Source organism: Flavobacterium yafengii (assembly GCF_030010375.1).
Classification (GTDB): Bacteria; Bacteroidota; Bacteroidia; order Flavobacteriales; family Flavobacteriaceae; genus Flavobacterium; species Flavobacterium yafengii.
The window spans coordinates 801,337-825,337 of record NZ_JASCRY010000001.1 but is presented as its reverse complement, the minus strand read 5'-3'; the positions used below and the strand labels follow the sequence as shown (position 1 = coordinate 825,337).

The window sequence follows — 24,001 nt, the reverse complement described above, 5'->3', positions numbered from 1 at the left end:
GTACTTTTGAAATAAATAATTAACAAAAAAATTTATAATTTTAAAATCATTAAAAATGAAAAAATTAGTATTCAGTCTTGCATTATTGAGCTTGGTTTTTACAAGTTGTACTTCAAGTGATGACGATGTAGTAACAACTCCACCAACTGCAACGGGTGAAATCACAGGAGATATCACAGCTGCAAAAACGTATACAAAAGGTGTTTATACTATTAAAGGTACTGTAAGAGTAAAAAGCGATGTTACATTAACTTTTGAAGCTGGTTCAGTAATTACTGCTGATGTAGCTGACGGTACAGATGCTTTATTAGTAGAAAAAGGCGGAAAATTAAATATTTCAGGAACTGCAGCAGAACCTGTTGTATTTACTGAAAAATCTAAAACTGCAGGTTCTTGGGGAGGTATAATCATGTTTGGTGATGCTCCTATCGTTTCTGGAAAAACTGCTGACGGAACTCCTATTACAACTGCAACTTCTGAAGACGGAACAAATATTGTTTACGGTGGTACAAATGCCGCTCATAATGGTGGTTCTTTGAAATATGTACGAGTAGAATATGCAGGTAAAAAAATCCTTGACGGAAATTCTGAAATGAATGGTTTCTCATTTTACTCGGTAGGTTCTGGAACAGTGTTAGAAAACCTTGTTGCTTACAAAGGAGCTGATGACGGTTTTGAATTTTACGGAGGAACTGTAAGCGCTAAAAACCTTATTTCTTACGGAAACACAGATGATTCTTTTGACTGGCAAGATGGATGGCAAGGTCAAGCAAATACTAACTGGTATGCTTATCAAACTGGAGCTGGAAATTTTGGAATGGAAATCGAAGCAAAAAGTGTAAACAATACTTTCTTCCCAAAAGTATCTAACATTACTTTAAGAAGAGCTGCTGGTACAGCAACTGAAGCTGGTAACCCACTTGAAATAGATGCAATCCAATTCAAAAAAGAAGGAAACGGAGAATATACTAATGTAGTAATCTCAGGATACACAAATACAGCAGTTTCAGGAACTACAACAGTAAATGCCGTTGCCGTTAGAATACAAGATGCTGCTACAAACACTAATCAAGTTCTTACTGGTAAGATAAAAATGTTGAATGTGAAAATTGTAGACACTAATACTGCTCAATGGGGTGCTGGTGCAGCTTTTACAGTTTCATTTTTACCTGCAAATTTCACAACAAGTGCAGCAGCATCTGGAGCAGTATTGACTCCTGGAGCATGGGCAATTGTTGATGGCGTTAATTTATTAGGAAACTTATAAAAAACATCGCTTTTATTTATATCAAACATCCTGAGTTTTCAGGATGTTTTTTTTTGGTACGCTTTTTGAATTATTTTTTGTATATTTACTATTCAAACTAATCCAATGGCAAAAAACTACTTTTATATTACCATCTTATTGGTTTTTCTATTCTCTATGAGCGCTAGTGCTCAGGAAACTAAGCAACAACCAAAAACACAAGAAACCGCCGCAATTGAAGGTTTAAGCTTGTACCCGAACCCTGTGAGTAATGGCAAAGTCTACATTACTTCGAAAAACGACTTGGATAAAGAAATTATTATCTTTGATGTTTTAGGAAAAAAAGTGCTTCAAACAATGCTTAGTTCTAGAGAACTAAATGTCTCTAATCTAACTTCAGGTGTCTACATCATAAAAATTAATGAAAAAGAGGCATCTGCGACCAGAAAACTAATTATACGATAATACATCAACATTTAAATACAAAGTTCCAATTTCTATTGGGGCTTTTTTTATGCATAATTTTAATGTAATGGATTCCAAAAAACACACTATTGCTATTTTGCTAATGAGTTTCCCTTAAAAATTTTGATTACTTTTGCAAAAAAAATTCTTGATTACATCCTCCGATATATTTGCTATTTCCAGTCAAAAACAGTTTGAGAAAATCGCCTTGAAAGTGTTTCGTTTCCAATACGAAAACAACTTGGTCTATCAAGAATTTTGCAGTTTTTTAAAAACTGATCCTCATAAAGTAAAGTCATTACAACAGATTCCGTTTTTGCCTATTCAGTTTTTTAAGAGTCATGAAGTGGTTTCTAACACTAATCCCATTCAGGAAACCTTTACCAGCAGCGGAACAACCGGAATGATTACCAGTAAACATTTGGTTACGGATGTTACCTTGTATGAAGAAAGTTACCGCAAAGGATTTTCAGAATTTTATGGCAATATCGAAGATTATGTTGTTTTGGCCTTGCTTCCATCCTATCTTGAAAGAGAAGGCTCTTCCTTAATTTACATGGTTAAGGATTTAATTGCATTATCCAATCATCCCGAAAGTGGGTTTTACCTGCACAATCATGACGAACTGATTGCTAAACTAATCGCTTTAGACCAAGCAGGTCAAAATGTGATTCTGATTGGTGTTACTTTTGCGTTATTAGATTTGATCGAGAAACATCAGTTTCAATTGCAGCATACCATTATCATGGAAACGGGCGGCATGAAAGGCAAGCGCAAAGAAATGATTCGGGAAGAATTACACGAACAATTGTGTAAAGGATTTGGCGTTTCATCCATACATTCTGAATATGGAATGACCGAATTGCTTTCGCAAGCCTATTCATTAGGAAACGGGGTATTTGAATGCCCTTCTTGGATACAAATCCTCGTTCGTGATACCGAAGATGCTTTAACCTACATTCAAGACGGAAAAACAGGTGGAATCAACGTGATTGATTTGGCCAACATTAATTCTTGTTCGTTTATTGCCACGCAAGATTTGGGCAAAAAAAATCCCAACAACTCTTTCGAGGTATTGGGACGTTTTGATAATTCTGATATTCGAGGTTGTAACCTCATGGTTATTTAAAATAATATTTAACCTTTCCAATCTATGCGTATCATTCCTCTCATTTTTTTATTTTTTTCAATTTGCAGCTTTGCACAGAACACTGAATTGGAAATAAAAATTGACTCCATTACTTTTATAGATTCAAATCCAACTGAAAGAAAATTTACAGTTCTCTATCATATAGAAAACCTTACTAATAATCCCGTATCATTTATTTTAAACACAAACTCCATAAGACCAAACGCAACGAGCTCAATGTCTTATTACCCAGCCTACAGATTATACCAAGGAGATGAAATCGTTAATTCTGTCAGTATTTTTAATTCTAAAACAGCTAAGGAAGAACTTCATAAGATAATAAAAGACTCAGAATTAAAATTAGCACAAACAAAAAAAGGTTCTAAAAACAATATTTATGATGACATTACAAAAAATAAAATGCAAATAACTCAAAACATACTTAACAGTATTATCAAATTGAATCCTAAAGAAATTAAAAAAATTTCAGCTACTTTGAACTGGGACAAAAACAGATATTCTCAATACTTTGACATCGAATATTATTTAAACGAAAAAGCAACTCATTATTTTGATTTATGTATTAACTTAATGAAAGAAGAATTCAAAGAAAAAGTATCATCTGAAGATTTTAAAAGAATAATAGAAGATAAAACAATCATAAAAGGATGGATCCAATCCGACAAAATGGAAATTAATTTTAAAGAATAAAAAAGTCCGCAAGAAACCTTGCGAACTTTGCGAATATCTTTGTGAACTTTGCGGTTAAACAATTCTCACCACGAAATAATTTTTCTTTCCACTTTGCAACAATACAAATTGATTATTGATTAAATCTTTTGTTGAAAGCACAAAATCCTCAGCAACTTTTTCTTTATTCACTGAAATAGAATTAGCTGTTAAAGCGCGTCTTGCTTCTCCATTGGATTTCATAAAACCTGTTTTTTCATTCAAAACAGTAACGATATCAATTCCTGCTTCGATTTCGGTTCTGCTGATTTCCGCTTGAGGAACACCATCAAAAACATCTAAAAAAGTCGCTTCATCTAATTGCTTCAAATCATCCGAAGTAGAATTCCCGAACAATATATTTGATGCTTTTATCGCATTTTCTAAATCTTCGGCTGAATGTACCATCACCGTAATTTCTTCGGCCAAACGTTTTTGCAACAAACGTAAATGTGGCGCTTCTCTATGTTTTTCAGTTAAAACTTCGATTTCTTCTTTTGATAAAAAAGTAAAAATCTTAATGTATTTTTCCGCATCAACATCCGAAGTGTTCAACCAATATTGGTAAAATTTATAAGGAGAAGTTCTGACCGAATCCAACCAAATATTTCCACCTTCTGATTTTCCAAACTTGGTTCCATCCGCTTTTGTAATCAACGGACAAGTCAACGCATACGCCTTTCCACTGGCTATTCTGCGCACTAATTCGGTTCCTGTGGTGATATTTCCCCACTGGTCACTTCCTCCCATTTGCAACGTACAATTCTTTTCTCTGTACAAATGCAAAAAGTCATATCCTTGAACCAATTGGTACGTGAACTCCGTGAATGACATTCCTTCGGCAGCTTCAGAAGATAAACGTTTCTTCACTGAATCTTTGGACATCATATAATTTACCGTAATGTGCTTTCCAATATCCCGAATGAAATCTAGAAAAGAAAAGTTCTTCATCCAGTCGTAATTATTCACTAATTCAGCCGCATTAGCCGCATCCGAAGTAAAATCCAGAAAACGAGCCAATTGTCCTTTTATAGCTTCTTGATTATGACGCAAAGTAGCTTCGTCCAATAAATTTCTTTCATTCGATTTACCTGACGGATCACCAATCATTCCTGTTGCACCACCCACTAACGCTAACGGCTTGTGTCCCGATAGTTGAAAATGTTTCAACAACATCACACCAACTAAATGTCCTATATGCAATGAATCGGCAGTTGGGTCAATTCCCACATACGCCACACGCATTTGTTCCATCAAATGTTCTTCTGTGCCGGGCATAACATCGTGGAGCATTCCTCTCCAAGTTACTTCTTCAATAAAATTCTTCATCTTTTTAATCAATTTACTTTCATCAGTTCAGCCTTTAAGGCTTCGTGTGCACAAAGATAAAATTTATTGTGGATTCGGTTATTTGTTTAATAGGTTATTCGAAAAAAATTATTCGTATTTTCGTAGCATGATTTTAGTCACAGGAGGAACGGGTTTAGTAGGCGCACATCTATTGCTTCATTTAATTGAAAATGGAGAAAAAGTTCGTGCTATTTATCGAAGTGTCACTTCAATGGAGAAAACCAAATCGCTGTTCTCCATGTATAAAAAGGAATCGTTGTTCGAGCAAATTGAATGGATTCCCGCAGATATTACCGAAGTTCCTTCCTTAGAAATTGCCTTTCAAAATATTGACACCGTGTATCATTGCGCCGCTTTGATTTCTTTTGATCCAAAAGATGAGGATATATTGCGAAAAACAAACATTGAAGGAACGGCGAATATTGTGAATTTTTGTATCGCCTATGAAATAAAAAAACTGTGTTTTGTAAGCTCCATTGCCACTTTGGGAGATTTACTACCTCATGAAAAATTCATCACGGAAGAAACCGAATGGAACCCAGAAAAGCCACATAATGATTATGCTATTTCTAAATATGGCGCCGAAATGGAAATTTGGCGTGGGCAACAAGAAGGTTTAAATGTGATAATTGTAAATCCAGGCGTTATTCTTGGACCCGGTTTTAGAGAACAAGGAAGTGGACAACTTTTTACGAAAGTAAAAAACGGATTAAAATTTTATACGCTGGGCTCAACGGGATTTGTTGCCGTTACTGATGTTGTTCGAATGGCGCATCAATTAATGCAAAGCGAAATTAACAATGAACGCTTTACCTTGATTGCAGAAAATAGTGTTTTTCGTGACATTCTGAATACTATGGCCGATGCATTGGGTGTTAAAAAACCTGAAATTCATGCAAAACCCTTTTTTATGGAAATGCTTTGGAGATTGGATTGGTTTGTTTCGAATATTTCACAACAGAAGAGAAAATTGACTCAAACGACTGCTAAAGCTTCGTATGCGAATAGTATATATTCGAACCAAAAGATTAAAGACACCTTGAAAACAGATTTTATAAATGTACACCAATACATAAAAGAAATCTCCAACCTGTGAGTTCTTTTCTTAGTTTAATTTTGTGGTATCTCTGCTAATTACAGCTTGTTTTTCCCCTTTTTTAATAATTTTTTTCTTTTTTTTCAATTTGATCAAAGAATCTACACTCTTTGTATTTGCTTGTAATCGCTTGTTGATTTGCTCAAACATGCTCTTGTATTCATTATAATCAGATGCGTAGTAGACATTACTTTTAGCAAATTGAACACTGTCAATTTTATATTTTTTAAAAATATAATCTCTGGAATTTATTTTAAAAGTGTCCAAGGAAGCCGGATTTTGATTTCTTATGGCTTCCAAAATAGATAAATCATACATAATATCTACCATAACGTCTTTCTCTATAAGTCGTTCCGGCTTATTCACCACTTCTTCTTTACAGCTTACAAACAGTGTTATGATCGTTAAAAGTGCTATGATTTTTTTCATTTATGAAATTTTATCTTTCGAATAATAAACGTTTTCCTGCACGAATGTCTTTTACTTTAAAAGCAGTATACACCAATTGTCCGTTGACAAAAGTATGGGTAATTCTAGATTTAAAAGTAAAACCTTCAAATGGAGACCAACCACATTTAGCTAAAATATTTTCTTTTTTTACGCTCCAAGGCAAACCTGAATTTACAATTACTAAATCCGCATAATAGCCTTCTTTGATAAAACCACGCTTTTCTATTTTGAAGATTTTAGCCGGATTGTGGCACATTTTCTCCACAATTTTTTCAATGCTTATTTTTCCTTGATGATACGCTTCAAACATAGCCACAACAGCATGTTGCACTAATGGTCCACCGGAAGGCGCATTCAAATACGATTGTTTTTTTTCTTCTAATGTATGAGGTGCGTGATCCGTAGCAATCACATCAATTCTATCATCCAGCAAGGCTTCCCAAAGCACTTTTCTGTCATTAGCCGTTTTTACGGCTGGATTCCATTTTATCAAATTGCCTTTGGTAGCATAATCATCATTGGTAAACCACAAATGATGCACACAAACTTCGGCAGTGATTTTCTTGTCTTCCAAAGGAATTTTGTTCGTAAACAAATCCATTTCTTTGGCCGTCGAAAGATGAAAAATATGCAAGCGAGCCCCTGTTTTCTTAGCCAATGCAACCGCTTTGGAAGACGAAATATAACACGCTTCCTCGCTTCGGATAAGGTGATGAACCGTAACGGGAACATCCTCTCCAAACTCTGCTTTGTATTTCTCTAAATTATTTTTGATAGTGGCTTCATCTTCACAATGCACCGCAATAAGCATGGGTGTACTGGAAAATATTTTCTCTAAAGTCGCTTCATTATCCACCAACATATTCCCTGTTGAGGAACCTAAGAATATTTTTATTCCGGCAACATTCTTTGGATTTGTCTTTAGAACTTCTTCCAAATTATCGTTGGTTGCGCCCATCATAAAAGAATAATTCGCGTACGATTTTTGGGCAGCCAACTCGTATTTTTGTTCTAATATTTCTTGGGTAACCGCATTAGGAACCGTGTTAGGCTGCTCAATATAAGAAGTAATTCCTCCTGCAACCGCCGCTCTAGATTCTGATTCGATGTCTCCTTTGTGTGTCAGCCCTGGTTCTCTAAAATGCACTTGATCATCAATTGCACCCGGAATCAAATAATTTCCTTCGGCATCAATGATTTTACATTGAGAGGATTTTGCACTAATACTTTCTGAAATCTCAACAATTAAGTCATTTTCAATTAATACATCGCCCTCAAAAATCACTCCTTCATTTACTATTTTGGCATTCTTAATTAAAACCCTGTTCATCCTGTCTTTTTCTTATAAGGTGTTGACTAATCTTTTTAATCTAAGTGCAATAACTCCAAAAACAGCTTCAATAATTATCGAATTACTCATTTTGGATTGCCCTTTTGTTCTATCGGTAAAAATGATGGGAACCTCCGTAATTTGAAATTTTTTACAGTACGTTCTGTATTTCATTTCAATTTGAAAAGCATATCCAACAAATTTTATTTTATCTAAATTAATCTCTTCGAGCACTTGCCTTTTGTAACAAACGAAACCCGCTGTGGCATCATGAATTTTCATTCCGGTAATCATTCGTACATAAACCGATGCAAAATAAGACATCAATACACGACTCAACGGCCAGTTTACCACATTTACTCCCGTAACATAACGTGAACCAATCGCTAAATCGGCATCACCAAAATGACACGCATTGTATAATTTCTCTAAATCATTTGGATTATGGGAGAAATCAGCATCCATTTCAAAAATGAAATCATATTTATGCGCTAATGCCCATCTAAATCCATGAACATAAGCCGTTCCCAGACCCGATTTTTTTTCTCTTTTTTCCAAAAATAATCTCCCTCCAAATTCTGATTGAAGTAAAACGACCTTATCAGCTGTGTGATCCGGTGAATTATCATCAATAATAAGAACATGAAAAGATTTATGTTGCGAAAACACCGATCGAATAATGCTTTCTATATTTTCAATTTCGTTATAGGTAGGAATTATAACAATACAATCATTCATATTTTTGACTAATTTCACCGCAAAAGTAAACTTTTTATGCCATTTCATCCTTAATAAAATTATAATAAAAAGAATGATATAAAAATTAGTAATTTTGCAGTGTTATGATCGAAAATATACTTCATCCAAGAATAACTGACAGCAAAGACTGGGCAACCGTGCTTTTTGTTCTGTCATTTGCTATTATTGCTGTTACAAAATCTGTTTTCGAAAATAGATTTGGTGATTTCGCCAATTTAATTTTTTCTAATAAATACAACAAAGTTTACAGAGACAGCAGCCACTTAAAAAGCGGTTTCACCATCTCCTTGTTTTTTGTCCAAGTGATTTCAATTGCTTTCTTCATCCAAATTTCGTTAAGTTATTTTGGCCATGCCTCAAAGACAGATTGGATCCTTTATATTCAAATATTTACCTTCCTAGCTTTCTTTATTTTATCTAAATATTTGATTGAGAAAATAATAGCCACATCCTTCAATATTGAAGAATTTATGGAGCAGTTTAACCTCCAAAAGGTGACTTACAGAACCTATATTGGACTAATCATACTGCCATTGAATATTATTTTGTTTTATTACGACTCGTTTTCAAGAAATATTCCATTACTAATTATTGCTACAGTATTGATAATAAACATATTAACTTATTTGATTTCAATAAAAAATTATCAAAATATAATATTCGGTAAGTTGTTTTATTTTATTTTATATCTTTGCGCTCTTGAAATAGCACCCTATTATTTTATGTATTATTGGTTTACAAAAGGGAGTGCTTAGAAACCGTTAAATATGAAAGTGAAAACAATTTTGGTGTCACAGCCTGAGCCTAAAGTGGAGAATTCCCCTTACTTTGAACTTCAACAAAAGCATAAAGTAAAAATTGATTTCAGACCTTTTATTCATGTAGAAGGAGTTAATGCAAAAGAGATTAGACTTCAAAAAATCGATCTTAATCATTACACCGCAATTATTTTAACGAGTAAAAATGCCGTAGATCATTTTTTTAGAGTGGCTGATGAAATGCGTTATAAAGTTCCAGAAGGATTAAAATATTTCTGCCAATCAGAAGCTATTGCTTTTTACCTGCAAAAATACGTTGTGTATAGAAAACGTAAAATCTACGTTGGACCAAAAGATTTTGCTGATTTATCTCCACTGATAAAAAAATACAAAGACGAAAAATTCTTATTACCAGCTTCAGATCAATTGAATGCCGATGCGCCAATAACGCTAAACGCACTAAAAGTAGATTGGACACCAGCCGTTTTTTACAGAACCGTAATGAGTGATTTATCAGATTTAGCCGATGTATATTATGATGTTTTGGCTTTCTTTAGCCCAACCGGAATAAAATCATTGTTTATGAACTTCCCAGACTTCGAGCAAAACAATACTCGAATTGCAGTTTTTGGGAGCACTACTCAAAAAGAAGCGTTGGATCATGGCTTAAGAGTGGATATTCTTGCGCCAACACCAGCAACACCTTCCATGACAATGGCTTTGGAAAAATACATTATTGAAGCTAATAAAGGAAAATAAAAAATTACTTTTCAAAATAAAATCAAAAAGCCGTTCGCAATCCGAATGGTTTTTTTTATGACGTAAATTATAAAAAAGGCGACTTATTCTTTACACTAATCGTTTTTTACTTAAATTTGATTTTCAATTCAAACTAAATTTCATATTTTAGTTTAAAACAATAACTCATGAAAATCAATTCCCTAATAGTAGAAATTGACGGTATCGACAAAGAAATTTTACGCGACCTGATGGAAGATGCCCGAAAACCAATTCTTCAAATCGCCAATAAAATAGGAATTTCAGGAGCGGCAATTCATCAACGTTTGCGAAAGCTGGAGCAATCCGGTGTTATTTCGGGTTCAAAATTCACAGTAAACAATAAAATTCTGGGTTACAATACGATGGCTTTTGTTGGAATTTATCTGGACAAAGCCGCCCGAAATCCTGAAGCGGTACGTGATTTAAAGAAAATTCCTGAAGTATTGGAATGCCATTATACCACAGGAAACTGGTCGATTCTTATCAAAATTATCTGTAGGGATAACGAACATTTAATGCAGCTCCTCAACACCAAAATCCAAGCGATAGAAGGTGTTTCCAGAACAGAAACCTTCATTTCCTTAGACCAACAAATCGATAGACAGATTCAACTTTAGTCAGATTTTTAGACAATTGGATAATTAGATTTTTAAAACAAGAAAACCGTCTCGTTAAGATAACAAGACGGTTTTTTATATAATTCTCTAAAGATTTAGTTTTCTAAAAATCTAATCATCTAATCTCTCCTACTTCCCCCCATATAAATCGAAACGTAATACAACAGCGTTGCAATAGATCCTAAAGCAGCCACGACATACGTCCTAGCAGCCCATTTAAGCGAATCTTTCGCTCCCGCTTGTTCTTGTTGCGTCAGCATTCTTTTGTTTTCTAACCAAGTCAATGCACGATTACTCGCGTCATATTCGACTGGCAAAGTAACAATCGAAAATAAAGTTGTTGCTGCAAAAATGATAATTCCTACCAATAGCAATTGTGGGAAAGTTTTCATCATTAAGATTCCGGCAAGCAAAATCCATTGCATGTACGTTGACGCCACATTCACCACAGGCACTAATTTAGAACGCATCGTCAGCCATTGATATCCTACAGCATGTTGTACGGCGTGACCACATTCGTGCGCAGCAACAGCAGCCGCAGCCGCATTTCGTTGGTTGTAAACCGCCTCACTTAAATTCACGGTTTTATCTACTGGATTGTAATGATCCGTCAAACGTCCCGGCGTAGAGATAACTCTCACATCGCGAATTCCGTTATCAGCAAGCATTTTTTCGGCGATTTCTGCGCCTGACATTCCGTTTTGTAATTGTAATTTAGAATAATGTTCAAATTTGCTTTTTAGTCTTGAACTAACTAACCAGCTGAAAAGCATAATTGCTCCGGCAAGAATCAAATAACCCATTCCCATATTTTTGTTTTTTAATTGTATTGTTAAAGTTATAAAAGAATCATCAAAATCTGAACCAATTTTTTATTGTGTCAATTTGGCATTGAAAAAATGGAACGCGGATGAAACGGGTTTATGCGGATTTATATTTATTAATAATTAAAAAATCCAAATTCTAAAAATAGAATTTGGATTGATATTATTGTGATTGTAGAGACGCACTGCAGTGCGTCTCTACAATATGACGTTTTGTATTTACCCCACCAAATTGATAATTTTTCCAGGAACAATAATCACCTTGTTTGGCGTTTTCCCTTCTAATTGTTTGATGGTTCTTTCGTCTTTCATTACAATTTCCTCGATTTGTTCCTTGGTTAAATCCAAAGGTAAAACCATCGTGAAACGCATTTTCCCGTTGAAAGAAACTGGATATTCTTTGCTGCTTTCTACCAAATGTGCTGGTTCGAATATTGGAAAATCAACCGTTGCAATAGAACCTGTATTTCCTAACAACGACCATAATTCTTCAGCGATGTGTGGCGCATAAGGCGAAATCACAATCGCTAATGGTTCCAAGATTGCACGTGAATGACAGTTTTGTGTTGACAATTCATTCACACAAATCATAAATTGCGAAACCGACGTATTGAAAGAGAAACCTTCAATATCTTCCGCTACTTTTTTGATGGTTTTGTGTAATGATTTTAAGTTGTCTTTGGTTGGTGCGTCATTGGTAACAATCAAACCATTGTCATCAAAATACAAACGACACAGTTTTTTCAAGAATCCAAAAACGCCCGAAATTCCTGCCGTGTTCCAAGGTTTCGCTTGTTCCAATGGCCCTAAAAACATTTCATACAAACGCAACGTATCGGCTCCGTATTCATTACAAATATCATCTGGCGTTACCACATTGTATTTGGATTTCGACATTTTTTCGATCTCACGACCTACTATGTATTTCCCGTTTTCATCATTTATAAAAATGGCATTTTTATACTCATCTCTAGACTTTGTAAATTTTTCCAAATCTAATTCATCTGATGAATTTACTATTGAAACATCAACGTGAATTGGCGAAAATCCAATTGTAAACCGTTCGTTAAATCCATCAATATTAAATTGTTGATGAATCTTAGTTAATTCAGAATAAACAAAATCTAAATTATTGCTTTTATATAAACTTGAAGTAATAAAAATAGGAGGAATACCCATAGTTCCTAAAACTCTATAAACAAACGCACTCATTCCTAAAATCATTCCCTGATTAATCAGTTTTTTGAACGGTTCTTCTGTCGGTGCAAAACCTTTGTCTTTTAAGAATTTGTTCCAAAAACGGGAATACAATAAATGCCCGGTTGCGTGTTCGCTTCCGCCAATGTATAAATCCACACTTTCCCAATATGCCAATGCGTCTTTGCTGGCAAATTCGTTTTCGTTGTGTGCATCCATATAACGCATCCAATACCATGAACTTCCCGCCCAACCTGGCATCGTGTTTAATTCTAATGGAAAAATCGTCTTATTGTCGACTAAATCAGTATTAACTACTGAATTTGTTTCGGTATTCCAAGCCCAAACCAAAGCATTTCCTAAAGGAGGCAAACCGTCTTCGGTTGGTAAATATTTCTCTACTTCCGGAAGGATTATTGGTAAATGTTGTGCATCAATCATTTGCGGCAAGCCATTCACATAATATACCGGAAAGGGTTCTCCCCAATAGCGTTGGCGAGAGAAAACGGCATCACGCAAACGGTAATTTATTTTTCCTTTTCCTTGGTTTATTTTTTCTAACTCGGCAATTACTTTTTGAGTTCCTTTTTTGTAATCTAATCCATTTAGAAAATCAGAATCTACCAATTGAAAACCTTCTTTGGCTCCAAAAGCAGCTTCAGATATATCTTTATCAAAAATATTTTTAATGTCCGACATACCTTGTTTACCTTTGAAGAAATTCGCAAAAGCATAATCTCTTTCGTCGCCACAAGGAACTGCCATAACCGCGCCTGTTCCGTAACCAGCCAAAACATAATCCCCAATCCAAACCGGAATTGGTTCTTTCGTAAACGGATGTTCTGCATATCCTCCCGTAAATACTCCCGAAATGGTTTTTACATCAGCCATACGTTCTCTTTCGGAACGTTTTGAAGTTTTTTCTATATAGGCTTCCACTTCCGCTTTTTGTTCAGTAGTAGTAATTTGCGAAACCAATTCATGTTCCGGAGCCAATGTCATGAACGTAACTCCAAAAATAGTATCAGGTCTTGTAGTAAAAACATCTATATATTGTTGCTCACTTTCGGCGTTTGACTTTTGACTTTCGACTTTGAAAGAAACAGTCGCTCCAACGGATTTTCCAATCCAGTTTCTTTGGCTTTCTTTGATGCTTTCGCTCCAATCAATATCGTTTAATCCTTGTAACAAACGTTCTGCATAAGCCGAAATTCGCATACTCCATTGCGTCATTTTTTTACGAACAACCGTAAAACCGCCACGTTCTGAAACACCATTTACGATTTCGTCATTCGCTAAAACCGTTCCTAATCCCGGACACCAGTTCACTTCGGTCTCGGCTAAATAAGTCAATCTGTATTGCAGCAAAATTCTCTCCTGCTGTTCTTTTGCGAAAGCGTTCCATTCATTTGCTGAAAAAGCTTCAATATTTTCATCGCAAACCGCATTGACATTTGCATTTCCTTCCGTTGAAAAAATGGAAACCAAAGTCGAAATATCTTCTGCTTTATCGCTGTTTTTATTGTACCAAGAATTAAATAATTGGATAAAAATCCACTGTGTATGTTTGTAATAATCCGGATTTGAAGTACGTACTTCTCTACTCCAATCGAATGAAAACCCAATTTTATCCAATTGCTTTCTGTATCCCGCAATTTTATTTCCTTCTTTATCTGTTCCACCGTCAATATTTACCGAAGTCGTATCCTCAGGACGTTGCCCCGTTTGAATGGCGTATTGTTCCGCAGGCAATCCAAAACTGTCATAGCCCATTGGGTGCAACACATTAAAACCTTGGTGTCTTTTGTATCTTGAATACACATCAGAAGCGATATATCCCAGAGGGTGTCCTACGTGTAATCCCGCTCCAGATGGATAAGGAAACATATCAAGTACGTAATATTTAGGTTTTTCTGAGTTGTTTTCGGCTTTAAACGTTTCGTTTTCTAACCAATATTTCTGCCATTTGGCCTCTATTTCGTTCGGATTGTACTTCATTCTACTTTCTTAATTGTTCTTTTTTATGGATTCATGCTATCGCATACTCAAGTCATTTTTTTAAGGTTCTGAGTAACTGAGTAACTAAGGTTCTAAGTTTTATTGCGATGACTATTTTCAGGTGCCAAATTTACGTTTATTGTACGAAAGTTGAAACTTTGAGCGTTATTAACTTTAAATAAAGAAATTCTTTATTATTTTTACCCAATAATTTCAGTAAACTATGAGTTCTTCCTTTGATAAATTTCAAAAACGCAGATTAATTTCCTCTTATTTTTCAGTAGTGCTAAGTGTATTCTTGGTTTTATTTTTATTGGGTGTATTGGGTCTTTTTATTATAAATTCTAAAAAATTAGCTGACGATTTCAAAGAAAATATTGCCATGACCGTTTTTTTCAAGAACGAAGCGAATGACAGTATTCTGAAAGCTTTTGGAACTGAATTAAAATCGAGCCGCTTTGCAAAATCATACGATTATGTAACTAAAGAAGCTGCCGCAAAACAACATACAGATATTATTGGAGAAGATTTTATGGAATTTCTTGGCGAAAATCCATTGCAAAACTCTTACGATATTCATCTGAAAGCCGATTATGTAATCAAAGACAGTATTGCAAAAATAGAAACCCGCTTGCGCAAAAACGCTATGGTTTCAGATATTGTGTATGACAAGCAATTAGTGAATCTAGTAAATGACAACATCAAAAAAGTAAGTATGTGGATTCTTGTAATTAGCGGATTCTTGGCCGTGATTGCCGTATTACTGATTAACAGTTCATTGCGTTTATCGATACATTCCAACCGATTCATCATTAAAACCATGCAAATGGTAGGGGCAACCAAAGCCTTTATCAGAAAACCATTTGTGATGCGAAGTATAAAATTGGGAATGATTGGCGCAGGACTTGCCATTATTGCATTAATTGGCGTTTTGATTTATGTTCAAACTAATTTTCCAAATCTTGGAATACTTGATGACAAAGCTTTAATTGGAATGGTATTATTGACCGTTTTAGGTATTGGAATATTGATTACCTGGTTAAGCACATATTTTGCAACACAACGCTTCTTGAATTTAAGAACGGACGATTTATACTAATGTTTATTTGTTGATTTGGTTATTTGTTTATTCGAATTTTCACCATTCAGCTTTTTAAATCAACACCATAAAATGAAAAATAACGAACAGCAACCGGAATTTCTTTTTGACAAAATAAATTATAAAATTCTATTACTTGGGATTGGAATAATTGCCTTAGGATTTATTCTAATGGCTGGCGGAGGAAGTGATGACCCAAATGTTTTCAATGAAGATATCTTTAATTTCAGAAGAATTCGATTGGCGCCGACTACCGTTTTAATCGGGTTTGGAATTACCGTTTATGCCATTCTTAAGAATCCCAAAAAAGCATAAATGAATACATTACAAGCATTTTTAATTGCTGTTATCGAAGGATTAACTGAATATCTTCCTGTTTCTTCAACAGCTCACATGGTTTTTCTAAGTTCTTATTTTGGAATTCAAGAGGATGATTTTGTAAAACTATTTCAGGTTTCCATACAATTTGGAGCCATTCTGGCTGTTGTCGCTTTGTATTGGAAGAAATTTTTTGATTTCTCTTCAAAAAGTGTTGCCATCAACTTTTACATTAAACTTATTTGCGCCGTAATACCGGCTTTGGTTTTAGGGAAATTATTCGACGACAAGATTGAAGCAGTGCTGGGAGACCCTATTCCTATTGCCATTGTGTTAATTCTAGGTGGAATCATTTTATTATTTATTGACAGTCGTTTTCAAAGTCCAACGGTTCTTCAAGAAGAAGACATCACCATTAAGAAAGCAGTAACCATCGGTTTTTGGCAATGTTTAGCAATGATGCCTGGAACAAGTCGTTCTGCCGCTTCCATAATTGGCGGTATGCAACAAGGATTAACGCGTCACGCTGCAGCGGAATTCTCTTTCTTTTTAGCGGTTCCAACGATGATGGCGGTAACATGTTACTCCGTATTCTTGAAAACCTACGAAACGTCACAAATGAAAGGCTACGAATTGATTTTAAAATCAAACGAAAACATACAATTGTTCTTGATAGGAAATGTTGTTGCTTTTATCGTTGCCATTATCGCTATTAAATTCTTCATTGAAATCATCAAAAAATACGGTTTCAAACCTTGGGGATGGTACCGAATAATAGTAGGCGTTTTTTTATTGATCTACTTTTCATACTTAAAATAATTCCCATTGAAAACAGCCGAAGATTTCCAAAACGGACAAATTTTACTCATTGACAAACCCTTGAATTGGACTTCTTTTCAGGCGGTAAATAAAATGAAATGGGCTTTAATCAGTAAAGCTAATCTTCCGAAAAAATTTAAGATTGGTCATGCCGGAACTTTAGACCCCTTAGCAACTGGATTATTATTAGTTTGTACGGGAAAATTCACCAAAAGAATTACCGAACTTCAAGGTCAAGCCAAAGAATATACCGGAACGTTCTATATTGGAGCCACAACGCCTTCGTATGATTTAGAAACTGAAATAGACCAGACTTTCCCAACAGAACATATTGACGCAGCTTTAATTCACGAAACCGTAAAGCAGTTTTTAGGGGAAATAGATCAAAAACCACCCATTTTCTCGGCCATAAAAAAAGATGGTGTTCGCTTATACGAACATGCACGCGCTGGAGAAACAATTGAAATTGCGAGTAGAAAAACAACGATACACGAATTTGAAATTACTCGAATCGCACTCCCGGAAATAGATTTCAGAGTTGTTTGCAGTAAAGGAACTTACATTCGTTCGCTGGCTTTTGATTTTGGAAAAGCCATGAATTCCGGTTCCCATTTAACCGTTTTACGCAGAACAAAAATTGGCGATTATAACGTGGCTGATGCAATGGATGTTACTTTATTCGAAGAAAGTCTTACCGAAGGATTGTAACCAAAAGCAAAAACACATGACAAATCCAATATTAAATTGAATTTGCGATGTGTTTTTTCTAAAGTTAAAGTAGTTTTAATCCATACTCTATTTGTCTACTAGGCTCGCGCCGATTGTTTAATAATTAGTTGCTTTTTTACCTCCAAATAGTAAATGTGACAAATAATCATAAAACTTTTCAAATCGATTTTTCATGATGATGTTTTTTAAGTTGTGAAACAATATTTAAACACCAATAAAAAAAGTAAATTAACAATAGACCTGGTTGGCAGTCACCAATTTACGAATTTTTTTTCGATACGCAAAAAAATTAACAAAAAAATAAACTTAATTATTTTACCTCAACAAACATAGAACTTCAGGTGTCTTTTACATTAAAAAATTCATACCAAAACAATGATTTTTTGCTCAATACTGAAGTATTTTTGGCAATTATGAAACACTAAAAGTTATGAAAGTTGCCCGTTTTTAAAATTCTATTGTTGCAAATCAAGCATCAAGTTAACCAACTCATTTTGGGTACTGATTCCTTTATCATGCAAATACCATAATTGCAAATTGGTTTTTACTATTTCGTCAATAACTCCAAATTCCTTTTTATAATCCGTAATTAAATCGGTTGCTCCTTTGGGTCTTGGGCCCCATTTTCCAAGAACACTTCCCGTTTCTTTATCTACAACAATCACCACTGGAATTGATTTCTTTTTATTGGTTAAAAACAGTTTCATCAATTCGTCATTTTCATCACGCAGAACAATTCTCAATTCTATTTTACCGGCATCAATCGCCATTTTATTGATAACTGGCAAGAGTTGAGCAGCATCACCACACCAACCTTCGGAAATAACTAACCAAATGTATTCATTATTTAAGTTCTTTAATTTCAGACTATTTTCATCGGTAATTTTTATCGTTTTATCCAAACGATTCATTCTAGTTTCATTCAACTCACTGTAATGTTTTAAATCATCAGATTGTTCATTCCCGGTTGACTTTCCTTCCAGTAATAAATCTGAAACTAGTTTTCTATACTCAGAATAGGAATGACTATTAAACAATGCTTTAGCTACTGGGATTTTCATAATGAATTATTTATTTTCACAAAGTTACCACAAAATTGGAGCATAAATATGATATATGTCACTTTCAATTCCACAAAAAGAGTAATTTTATCACAAATAAAAAAGATGGATTTAAAAACAAAATCGATAGGATTAGTACTTTCCGGCGGAGGCTCTAAAGGTATCGCTCATGCTGGTGTGATTAAGTTTTTAGAAGAAAAAAACATTCGCCCATCTCAAATGGCAGGAACAAGCGCTGGTTCAATTGTTGGCGCCATGTATGCCTGGGGAAAAACTCCCGAAGAAATTTTGGAATTCTTTAAATCGATATATCTTTTTCATTGGAAGCATTTAACGTTCAAAAAAGCCGGATTAATTGATTCTGAATCCTTCAAACCTTATTTTTACACTATTTTCAAGGATGCTACATTAGGTGATTTAAAAATCCCGATTCAAATTACAGCAACCGATATGGTTCGTGGAAAACTAAAAATATTTGACCCACAAACAACAATTATCGATGCTATTTTAGCTTCCTCGGCATTTCCCGGAATCTTGTCCCCTTATGAAATTAAAGGAAAAATATATAGTGACGGCGGGATATTGAATCATTTTCCCACTGATATCTTACAAGGACAATGTGACACACTAATAGGTGTTTATGTGAGTCCTATTCAAAAAATTGAAGCCAAAGATTTAAGTTCTATCAAAGCAGTAACCACGCGAGCATTTGATATCCTTTCGGCAAATTCAAATCTGCATAAATTTAACATTTGTGATTGGGTTATTGAACCAAAGGATTTGTGTCTTTACAGTACCTTTGAAACTAACAAAGTGAAGATGGATGCCGTTTTCAACATTGGCTATGAAGCCGCCAAAAAAGCGTACGAAAAACTTAATTTATAAAATTTCAGCAACATTATTTTAAAAAAAAAGAATATTCTATATTTGCACCAATCAACTCAACACACACATGAAATACAAAAGAATTCTTCTAAAACTAAGTGGAGAAGCTTTAATGGGCGACTTGCAATACGGAATTGACCCAAAAAGATTAGCTGAATATGCCGATGAGATCAAGCAAATTCATGAAAAAGGAGTAGAAATAGCCATTGTAATAGGTGGTGGAAATATTTTTAGAGGAGTTGCCGGAGCGAGCGCAGGAATGGACAGAGTGCAAGGTGATTATATGGGAATGCTGGCTACAATTATCAACGGAATGGCTTTACAAGGCGCGCTGGAAGATAAAGGAATGCTTACCCGCTTACAAACTGCCCTAAAAATTGAAGCGATTGCTGAACCGTATATTAAGAGAAGAGCAGTACGCCACCTTGAAAAAGGAAGAATTGTAATTTTTGGTGCAGGAACTGGAAACCCGTATTTTACAACAGATACTGCAGCCGTTTTACGTGGTGTAGAAATCAATGCCGATGTAATCCTGAAAGGAACCCGTGTTGATGGTATCTATGATTGTGATCCGGAAAAAAATGCTTCTGCCGTAAAATTTGACCATATCTCTTTTGAAGATGTCCTTAAAAAAGGATTGAATGTAATGGACACCACTGCATTTACACTAAGCCAAGAAAATAAATTACCAATCGTAGTTTTCGACATGAACAAAGTAGGAAACTTATTGAAAATCTGCGATGGAGAAAACATAGGAACCGTAGTAAATATATAAATAGACAAATTAGATTGTTAGACTTTTAGATTGTCAGACAGTCTAAAAATCTAACAATCTAATAATCCAAAGATCTAAATTATGACTGAAGAAATTGAATTTATATTAGATAGCACAAAAGAATCTATGACAGGTTCTATTGCGCATTTAGAAAAAGAATTTTTGAATATTCGTGCTGGAAAAGCATCACCAGCAATGCTTGGAAGTGTATTTGTTGATTATTATGGTTCTGCAACACCGCTGTCACAAGTGTCAAAAATTAGTGTTCCAGATGCCAGAACAATTACGTTACAACCTTTTGAAAAAAACATGCTACACATAATTGAAAAAGCAATTATGGTTGCCAATATTGGTTTTAATCCAATGAATAACGGTGATGTAATTATCATCAGTGTTCCCGCATTGACCGAGGAAAGAAGACGCGATCTTGCGAAACAAGCCAAAGTAGAAGCCGAAGACGCCAAAGTGGGGATTCGAAATGCTCGAAAAGATGCTAATACTGAAATCAAGAAATTAGAAAAAGAAGGAACATCAGAAGACATTTGTAAAAGTGCCGAAGAAGAAGTTCAAAACTTAACGAATACTTTCATCAGAAAAATAGATGAACTTTTAGTGGTGAAAGAAGCCGAAATTATGAAGGTGTAATTCCCTTTCAAATTATATTAAAAATCCGTCTCGTTAGTTTAACGAGACGGATTTTTTTATTGTTATTTTTGCGATACCAAAATGAGATTATACCCGTTTTGCAGTAAACCCTATTTATGAAGCAATTGTGTTTGTTATTCTTTTTTTTAACGCTTTCGCTACAGGCGCAATTTCAGGTAAATGGAATTGTGAAAGAATCTACAACCAACAAACCGTTGCCGTTTGCAACGATTACCACAAATAATGGCCTAAATTCCATCTCTGATGTCGATGGAAAGTTTAGTATTCTAGTTCCAATTCCCTTTACAGCTTTTGATGTTTCTTATATTGGTTTCACCAAAGCTAGGATTATCCTCGAAAAAAATAAAAATTATTATGTGGTTGTTCTTTCCCAAAAAACGGATAATTTGAACGAAGTGAGGATTTCAAGCGAAAACCCTGCTTTGGCAATTATCAAGAAGACAATCGAAAATAAAGACAATAATAATCCACAAAAAAAGCTCCGTAGTTTTGAATTTAAATCCTATAACAAACTCACTGTAACTGCAAATCCTGACTCTATTGACGGAAGAATCGATTCTGTTTTTGTCCAAAAATCGATTGGGAAACAATTCTCAAAAATTGATTCCTCGGATTATAAATTTAAAGACGTCATTAGTAAACAACATCTTTTTCAAACCGAAAAAGTATCACAATATCAATTTGCAAATAGTACATTAAAAGAAACCATATTAGGCACCAAAATGGCGGGTTTCAAGCAGCCTGTTTATGAAATCATTGCTTTTAACTTGCAGTCTTTCTCTATTTACGACTCCAGTTACGAGCTTTTTGAAACCAAGTACAACAGCCCCATTGCCAATGATGCGCTAAACGATTACAACTACAAACTCTTGGATTCACTCCTCATTGACGGTAGAAACACTTATATGATTTATTTTAAAAACAAGAAAAAAAGGAAAGCATCAGGACTGGAAGGCGTACTTTATATTGACCAAAATAATTTTGCTGTCGCCAAAGCGGTAATGCGTATAAAAGGCGTTCTTGACATTAGCGGAATTCATGATTTTAAGTACATCCCAAGTGAAAAATTATGGTTCCCAACGGACAAAACTTTTAAAATTGTAAAAGGCAAAAATGATGACGATATAAAAATCCTTGGCGGAACGATTCAATTTGATGGTGATGTAGAACAAGATTTTAAAGAAAGAAAGAAAGTCGCCTCAGATTTCACCTACTTACTTTCGCACACGAATAATTTTGAAATTCAGTATAACATTCCGATACAAATTAAAAAATCGGCGATTTATATCGAAATCAAAGACGATGCAATTAACAAACCGGAACGTTTTTGGAACACCTACAGAAAAGACAGTTTGGACAGCCGAAGCCAAAAAACGTATTTGGCACTGGACAGTATTTCAGTTAAAAAACGAATTGAAAGCCGCATCCGTTTTGGACGAAAAATCATCAATGGATATTTACCCATTGGAAAATTCGATTTAGACTTACGTAAATTATTCAGTTATAATAATTACGAAGGATTCAGATTGGGAATTGGCGGAGTGACCAATGAACAATTTTCAAAAAAATTCAGAATAGAAGGCTACACAGCCTATGGAACAAAGGATGGCAATTTCAAATATAATTTGGGAATGGCAACTCGTGTAGGTAAATTTTCCAATTCTTGGATTGGTGTTTCCTATACTGATGATGTTCGGGAAATTGCAAGCACCGTGTTTACAATTGATAAAAAAGCATTCAAAATCTATGATCCAAGACCTATAAACATCAGTACATTTTACAATTATGTGAGTTGGAAAACATTTATAGAAACCAAAATTATTCCAAAAACAGAAAGTTTCTGGGAGCTTTCCCGTGCCGCAATAGAGCCTAAGTTCAATTATATATACAACCTCAACGAGAAATTATATACGAGTTATGTTATGACCACCGCGATGGTTTCTCTACGTTGGAATCCATTTAGCGATTACATGCAAACGCCTACGGGACGAATTGAAGTAGAAAAACGTTTCCCAAAATTTACTTTTCAATACACACAATCCCTGCCTAAGGTTATGCAAAATGATTTTGAATTTAGCAAATTCGATTTCAAAACTGAGTATGAAAAAAAATATTTAAACGGTCAAAAAACAAGCTTACTTTTCGAAGCCGGTTATGCTCTTGGCGATGTACCACTGACACATTTGTACAATACGTCTCCCAATAATATCACCAAGGAAACTATTATGCAGAGAATCACTTTTGCAGGAAAAAACAGTTTTGAAACCATGTTTTTCAATGAATTTTTCTCCAGTCAATATGCTTATTTTCAATTCAAACATGGCTTTAGCCGCGTAACATTATTCAAAAAAGTAAAACCTTCCTTAGTTCTCGTTTCCAGAATAGCTTGGGGAAATTTACAAAAACCGGAACAACACATTGGATTGAATTACAAAACCTTAGACAAAGGTTATTTCGAATCTGGAATAGAGCTAAACCAAATTTATAATGGCTTGGGATTAGGCGGATTTTACCGTTACGGTCCAAATCAGCTGAGTAAATTTCAAGATAATATAGCTGTCAAAATAAGTTTCGTTCTTAATCTGGGGCTTTAATGACTCGAAACGAATTTTAGTCCAATAATAGAACTGATCAAAGTGGTGATGAAGAAAATTCGCCAGAAATCAGCCGGTTCTTTAAACACAAAAATCCCAACCAGAACCGTTCCCACCGCTCCAATTCCTGTCCAAACCGCATAAGCCGTTCCAATAGGCAGGGTTTGTGTGGCTTTGTAAAGTAATACCATACTTATTGCCAGGCAAATTAAAAATCCGCCCAACCATAATGTTGCTGTCATTCCGGAACTTTCCTTGGCTTTACCCAAGCAAGTTGCAAAACCCACTTCAAAAATTCCACCTATAATTAATAAAATCCAGTTCATG

The 24,001-nt window shown here is 34.8% G+C and carries 24 protein-coding genes; 16 read left to right on the top strand and 8 right to left on the bottom strand.

Translation table 11 applies throughout. The annotated features are described in order from the left end of the window. Window positions 1-55 precede the first annotated feature (55 nt). The 4 genes from QLS97_RS03640 to QLS97_RS03625 all read left to right on the top strand — a co-directional run bounded on the left by QLS97_RS03640 (window position 56) and on the right by QLS97_RS03625 (window position 3,551). A complete protein-coding gene (locus tag QLS97_RS03640; protein ID WP_282714295.1) occupies window positions 56-1,267 on the top strand; it encodes a hypothetical protein in 1,212 nt (403 codons plus the stop codon). Between the two features lie 105 nt (window positions 1,268-1,372). After that, a complete protein-coding gene (locus QLS97_RS03635; protein WP_131914872.1) occupies window positions 1,373-1,711 on the top strand; it encodes a T9SS type A sorting domain-containing protein in 339 nt (112 codons plus the stop codon). A gap of 148 nt (window positions 1,712-1,859) precedes the next feature. After that, window positions 1,860-2,840 (top strand): LuxE/PaaK family acyltransferase, encoded by a 981-nt coding sequence (locus tag QLS97_RS03630; RefSeq protein WP_282715537.1) that lies wholly within the window; start codon window positions 1,860-1,862, stop codon window positions 2,838-2,840. Window positions 2,841-2,927: 87 nt separating this feature from the next. Continuing rightward, window positions 2,928-3,551 carry a hypothetical protein gene (locus QLS97_RS03625; protein WP_282714294.1) on the top strand — a complete coding sequence of 208 codons (624 nt, stop codon included), beginning with the start codon at window positions 2,928-2,930 and terminating at the stop codon, window positions 3,549-3,551. Window positions 3,552-3,605: 54 nt separating this feature from the next. On the opposite strand, the gene tyrS is transcribed toward QLS97_RS03625, so the two are convergent. Further along, a complete protein-coding gene (gene tyrS / locus QLS97_RS03620) occupies window positions 3,606-4,898 on the bottom strand; it encodes a tyrosine--tRNA ligase (protein WP_282714293.1) in 1,293 nt (430 codons plus the stop codon). Between the two features lie 127 nt (window positions 4,899-5,025). Here tyrS and QLS97_RS03615 point away from each other — a divergent pair, with 127 nt between their 5' ends. Beyond that, the gene (locus QLS97_RS03615) at window positions 5,026-6,015 is read left to right on the top strand and encodes an NAD-dependent epimerase/dehydratase family protein (protein ID WP_282714292.1); all 990 of its coding nucleotides are present in this window, start codon (window positions 5,026-5,028) and stop codon (window positions 6,013-6,015) included. A gap of 9 nt (window positions 6,016-6,024) precedes the next feature. On the opposite strand, the gene QLS97_RS03610 is transcribed toward QLS97_RS03615, so the two are convergent. From QLS97_RS03610 to QLS97_RS03600, 3 genes are read right to left on the bottom strand one after another with little or no spacing between them, the layout of a single operon-like run. Next, window positions 6,025-6,444 carry a DUF4296 domain-containing protein gene (locus QLS97_RS03610; RefSeq protein ID WP_282714291.1) on the bottom strand — a complete coding sequence of 140 codons (420 nt, stop codon included), beginning with the start codon at window positions 6,442-6,444 and terminating at the stop codon, window positions 6,025-6,027. A 10-nt stretch (window positions 6,445-6,454) separates the two neighbouring features. Next, entirely contained in the window at window positions 6,455-7,795 is a 1,341-nt protein-coding gene (locus QLS97_RS03605; RefSeq protein ID WP_282714290.1) for a dihydroorotase, read from the bottom strand. Window positions 7,796-7,807: 12 nt separating this feature from the next. Then, window positions 7,808-8,533 carry a polyprenol monophosphomannose synthase gene (locus tag QLS97_RS03600; RefSeq protein WP_282715535.1) on the bottom strand — a complete coding sequence of 242 codons (726 nt, stop codon included), beginning with the start codon at window positions 8,531-8,533 and terminating at the stop codon, window positions 7,808-7,810. Between the two features lie 104 nt (window positions 8,534-8,637). On the opposite strand from QLS97_RS03600, the gene QLS97_RS03595 reads away from it, so the two are divergent. The 3 genes from QLS97_RS03595 to QLS97_RS03585 all read left to right on the top strand — a co-directional run bounded on the left by QLS97_RS03595 (window position 8,638) and on the right by QLS97_RS03585 (window position 10,709). Then, window positions 8,638-9,309 carry a DUF4271 domain-containing protein gene (locus QLS97_RS03595; RefSeq protein ID WP_282714289.1) on the top strand — a complete coding sequence of 224 codons (672 nt, stop codon included), beginning with the start codon at window positions 8,638-8,640 and terminating at the stop codon, window positions 9,307-9,309. A gap of 12 nt (window positions 9,310-9,321) precedes the next feature. Next, window positions 9,322-10,071, top strand: coding sequence for a uroporphyrinogen-III synthase (locus QLS97_RS03590; RefSeq protein ID WP_099714209.1), 750 nt, complete (start codon window positions 9,322-9,324; stop codon window positions 10,069-10,071). Window positions 10,072-10,238: 167 nt separating this feature from the next. After that, complete coding sequence (locus QLS97_RS03585) at window positions 10,239-10,709, top strand: Lrp/AsnC ligand binding domain-containing protein (RefSeq protein WP_073352582.1); 471 nt, start codon at window positions 10,239-10,241, stop codon at window positions 10,707-10,709. A 119-nt stretch (window positions 10,710-10,828) separates the two neighbouring features. Here the strand turns inward: QLS97_RS03585 and QLS97_RS03580 are convergent, their stop codons facing one another. Continuing rightward, window positions 10,829-11,518 (bottom strand): zinc metallopeptidase, encoded by a 690-nt coding sequence (locus QLS97_RS03580; RefSeq protein ID WP_282714288.1) that lies wholly within the window; start codon window positions 11,516-11,518, stop codon window positions 10,829-10,831. 234 nt (window positions 11,519-11,752) lie between these two features. Further along, window positions 11,753-14,728: a leucine--tRNA ligase gene (locus tag QLS97_RS03575; protein ID WP_282714287.1), complete on the bottom strand. Its 2,976-nt coding sequence runs from the start codon at window positions 14,726-14,728 to the stop codon at window positions 11,753-11,755. Between the two features lie 223 nt (window positions 14,729-14,951). Here QLS97_RS03575 and QLS97_RS03570 point away from each other — a divergent pair, with 223 nt between their 5' ends. The 4 genes from QLS97_RS03570 to truB all read left to right on the top strand — a co-directional run bounded on the left by QLS97_RS03570 (window position 14,952) and on the right by truB (window position 17,672). Then, window positions 14,952-15,827, top strand: coding sequence for a cell division protein FtsX (locus QLS97_RS03570; RefSeq protein WP_282714286.1), 876 nt, complete (start codon window positions 14,952-14,954; stop codon window positions 15,825-15,827). Between the two features lie 72 nt (window positions 15,828-15,899). Continuing rightward, window positions 15,900-16,142 carry a DUF3098 domain-containing protein gene (locus QLS97_RS03565; RefSeq protein ID WP_282714285.1) on the top strand — a complete coding sequence of 81 codons (243 nt, stop codon included), beginning with the start codon at window positions 15,900-15,902 and terminating at the stop codon, window positions 16,140-16,142. Beyond that, entirely contained in the window at window positions 16,143-16,964 is an 822-nt protein-coding gene (locus QLS97_RS03560; protein WP_282714284.1) for an undecaprenyl-diphosphate phosphatase, read from the top strand. A gap of 6 nt (window positions 16,965-16,970) precedes the next feature. Further along, window positions 16,971-17,672, top strand: a complete 702-nt coding sequence (gene truB, locus QLS97_RS03555) for a tRNA pseudouridine(55) synthase TruB (protein ID WP_282714283.1) — start codon at window positions 16,971-16,973, stop codon at window positions 17,670-17,672. Window positions 17,673-18,148: 476 nt separating this feature from the next. On the opposite strand, the gene QLS97_RS03550 is transcribed toward truB, so the two are convergent. Next, window positions 18,149-18,754, bottom strand: coding sequence for a thioredoxin family protein (locus QLS97_RS03550; protein ID WP_282714282.1), 606 nt, complete (start codon window positions 18,752-18,754; stop codon window positions 18,149-18,151). A gap of 105 nt (window positions 18,755-18,859) precedes the next feature. Here QLS97_RS03550 and QLS97_RS03545 point away from each other — a divergent pair, with 105 nt between their 5' ends. From QLS97_RS03545 to QLS97_RS03530, 4 genes are all read left to right on the top strand, one after another. Continuing rightward, window positions 18,860-19,639: a patatin-like phospholipase family protein gene (locus QLS97_RS03545; RefSeq protein WP_282714281.1), complete on the top strand. Its 780-nt coding sequence runs from the start codon at window positions 18,860-18,862 to the stop codon at window positions 19,637-19,639. Window positions 19,640-19,706: 67 nt separating this feature from the next. Further along, window positions 19,707-20,414, top strand: a complete 708-nt coding sequence (pyrH, locus tag QLS97_RS03540; RefSeq protein WP_131914855.1) for a UMP kinase — start codon at window positions 19,707-19,709, stop codon at window positions 20,412-20,414. Window positions 20,415-20,495: 81 nt separating this feature from the next. Next, window positions 20,496-21,059 carry a ribosome recycling factor gene (gene frr, locus QLS97_RS03535; protein ID WP_282714280.1) on the top strand — a complete coding sequence of 188 codons (564 nt, stop codon included), beginning with the start codon at window positions 20,496-20,498 and terminating at the stop codon, window positions 21,057-21,059. A gap of 116 nt (window positions 21,060-21,175) precedes the next feature. Beyond that, window positions 21,176-23,674: a DUF5686 family protein gene (locus QLS97_RS03530; RefSeq protein ID WP_282714279.1), complete on the top strand. Its 2,499-nt coding sequence runs from the start codon at window positions 21,176-21,178 to the stop codon at window positions 23,672-23,674. On the opposite strand, the gene QLS97_RS03525 is transcribed toward QLS97_RS03530, so the two are convergent. Continuing rightward, window positions 23,671-24,000: a DMT family transporter gene (locus QLS97_RS03525; protein WP_131914852.1), complete on the bottom strand. Its 330-nt coding sequence runs from the start codon at window positions 23,998-24,000 to the stop codon at window positions 23,671-23,673. The genes QLS97_RS03530 and QLS97_RS03525 overlap by 4 nt on opposite strands. Window position 24,001: the final 1 nt, after the last annotated feature.

Excerpts from the sequence above, each read along its gene's own strand:
- QLS97_RS03595 (WP_282714289.1), top strand. The coding sequence starts at position 8,638 with ATGATCGAAAATATACTTCATCCAAGAATAACTGACAGCAAAGACTGG.
- QLS97_RS03610 (WP_282714291.1), bottom strand. The coding sequence starts at position 6,444 with ATGAAAAAAATCATAGCACTTTTAACGATCATAACACTGTTTGTAAGC.
- QLS97_RS03585 (WP_073352582.1), top strand. The coding sequence starts at position 10,239 with ATGAAAATCAATTCCCTAATAGTAGAAATTGACGGTATCGACAAAGAA.
- QLS97_RS03600 (WP_282715535.1), bottom strand. The coding sequence starts at position 8,533 with ATGAATGATTGTATTGTTATAATTCCTACCTATAACGAAATTGAAAAT.
- QLS97_RS03560 (WP_282714284.1), top strand. The coding sequence starts at position 16,143 with ATGAATACATTACAAGCATTTTTAATTGCTGTTATCGAAGGATTAACT.
- frr (WP_282714280.1), top strand. The coding sequence starts at position 20,496 with ATGACTGAAGAAATTGAATTTATATTAGATAGCACAAAAGAATCTATG.
- tyrS (WP_282714293.1), bottom strand. The coding sequence starts at position 4,898 with ATGAAGAATTTTATTGAAGAAGTAACTTGGAGAGGAATGCTCCACGAT.
- pyrH (WP_131914855.1), top strand. The coding sequence starts at position 19,707 with ATGAAATACAAAAGAATTCTTCTAAAACTAAGTGGAGAAGCTTTAATG.
- QLS97_RS03580 (WP_282714288.1), bottom strand. The coding sequence starts at position 11,518 with ATGGGAATGGGTTATTTGATTCTTGCCGGAGCAATTATGCTTTTCAGC.
- QLS97_RS03565 (WP_282714285.1), top strand. The coding sequence starts at position 15,900 with ATGAAAAATAACGAACAGCAACCGGAATTTCTTTTTGACAAAATAAAT.
- QLS97_RS03640 (WP_282714295.1), top strand. The coding sequence starts at position 56 with ATGAAAAAATTAGTATTCAGTCTTGCATTATTGAGCTTGGTTTTTACA.
- QLS97_RS03530 (WP_282714279.1), top strand. The coding sequence starts at position 21,176 with ATGAAGCAATTGTGTTTGTTATTCTTTTTTTTAACGCTTTCGCTACAG.
- QLS97_RS03605 (WP_282714290.1), bottom strand. The coding sequence starts at position 7,795 with ATGAACAGGGTTTTAATTAAGAATGCCAAAATAGTAAATGAAGGAGTG.
- QLS97_RS03590 (WP_099714209.1), top strand. The coding sequence starts at position 9,322 with ATGAAAGTGAAAACAATTTTGGTGTCACAGCCTGAGCCTAAAGTGGAG.
- QLS97_RS03545 (WP_282714281.1), top strand. The coding sequence starts at position 18,860 with ATGGATTTAAAAACAAAATCGATAGGATTAGTACTTTCCGGCGGAGGC.
- QLS97_RS03615 (WP_282714292.1), top strand. The coding sequence starts at position 5,026 with ATGATTTTAGTCACAGGAGGAACGGGTTTAGTAGGCGCACATCTATTG.
- QLS97_RS03525 (WP_131914852.1), bottom strand. The coding sequence starts at position 24,000 with ATGAACTGGATTTTATTAATTATAGGTGGAATTTTTGAAGTGGGTTTT.
- QLS97_RS03550 (WP_282714282.1), bottom strand. The coding sequence starts at position 18,754 with ATGAAAATCCCAGTAGCTAAAGCATTGTTTAATAGTCATTCCTATTCT.
- QLS97_RS03575 (WP_282714287.1), bottom strand. The coding sequence starts at position 14,728 with ATGAAGTACAATCCGAACGAAATAGAGGCCAAATGGCAGAAATATTGG.
- QLS97_RS03570 (WP_282714286.1), top strand. The coding sequence starts at position 14,952 with ATGAGTTCTTCCTTTGATAAATTTCAAAAACGCAGATTAATTTCCTCT.
- QLS97_RS03635 (WP_131914872.1), top strand. The coding sequence starts at position 1,373 with ATGGCAAAAAACTACTTTTATATTACCATCTTATTGGTTTTTCTATTC.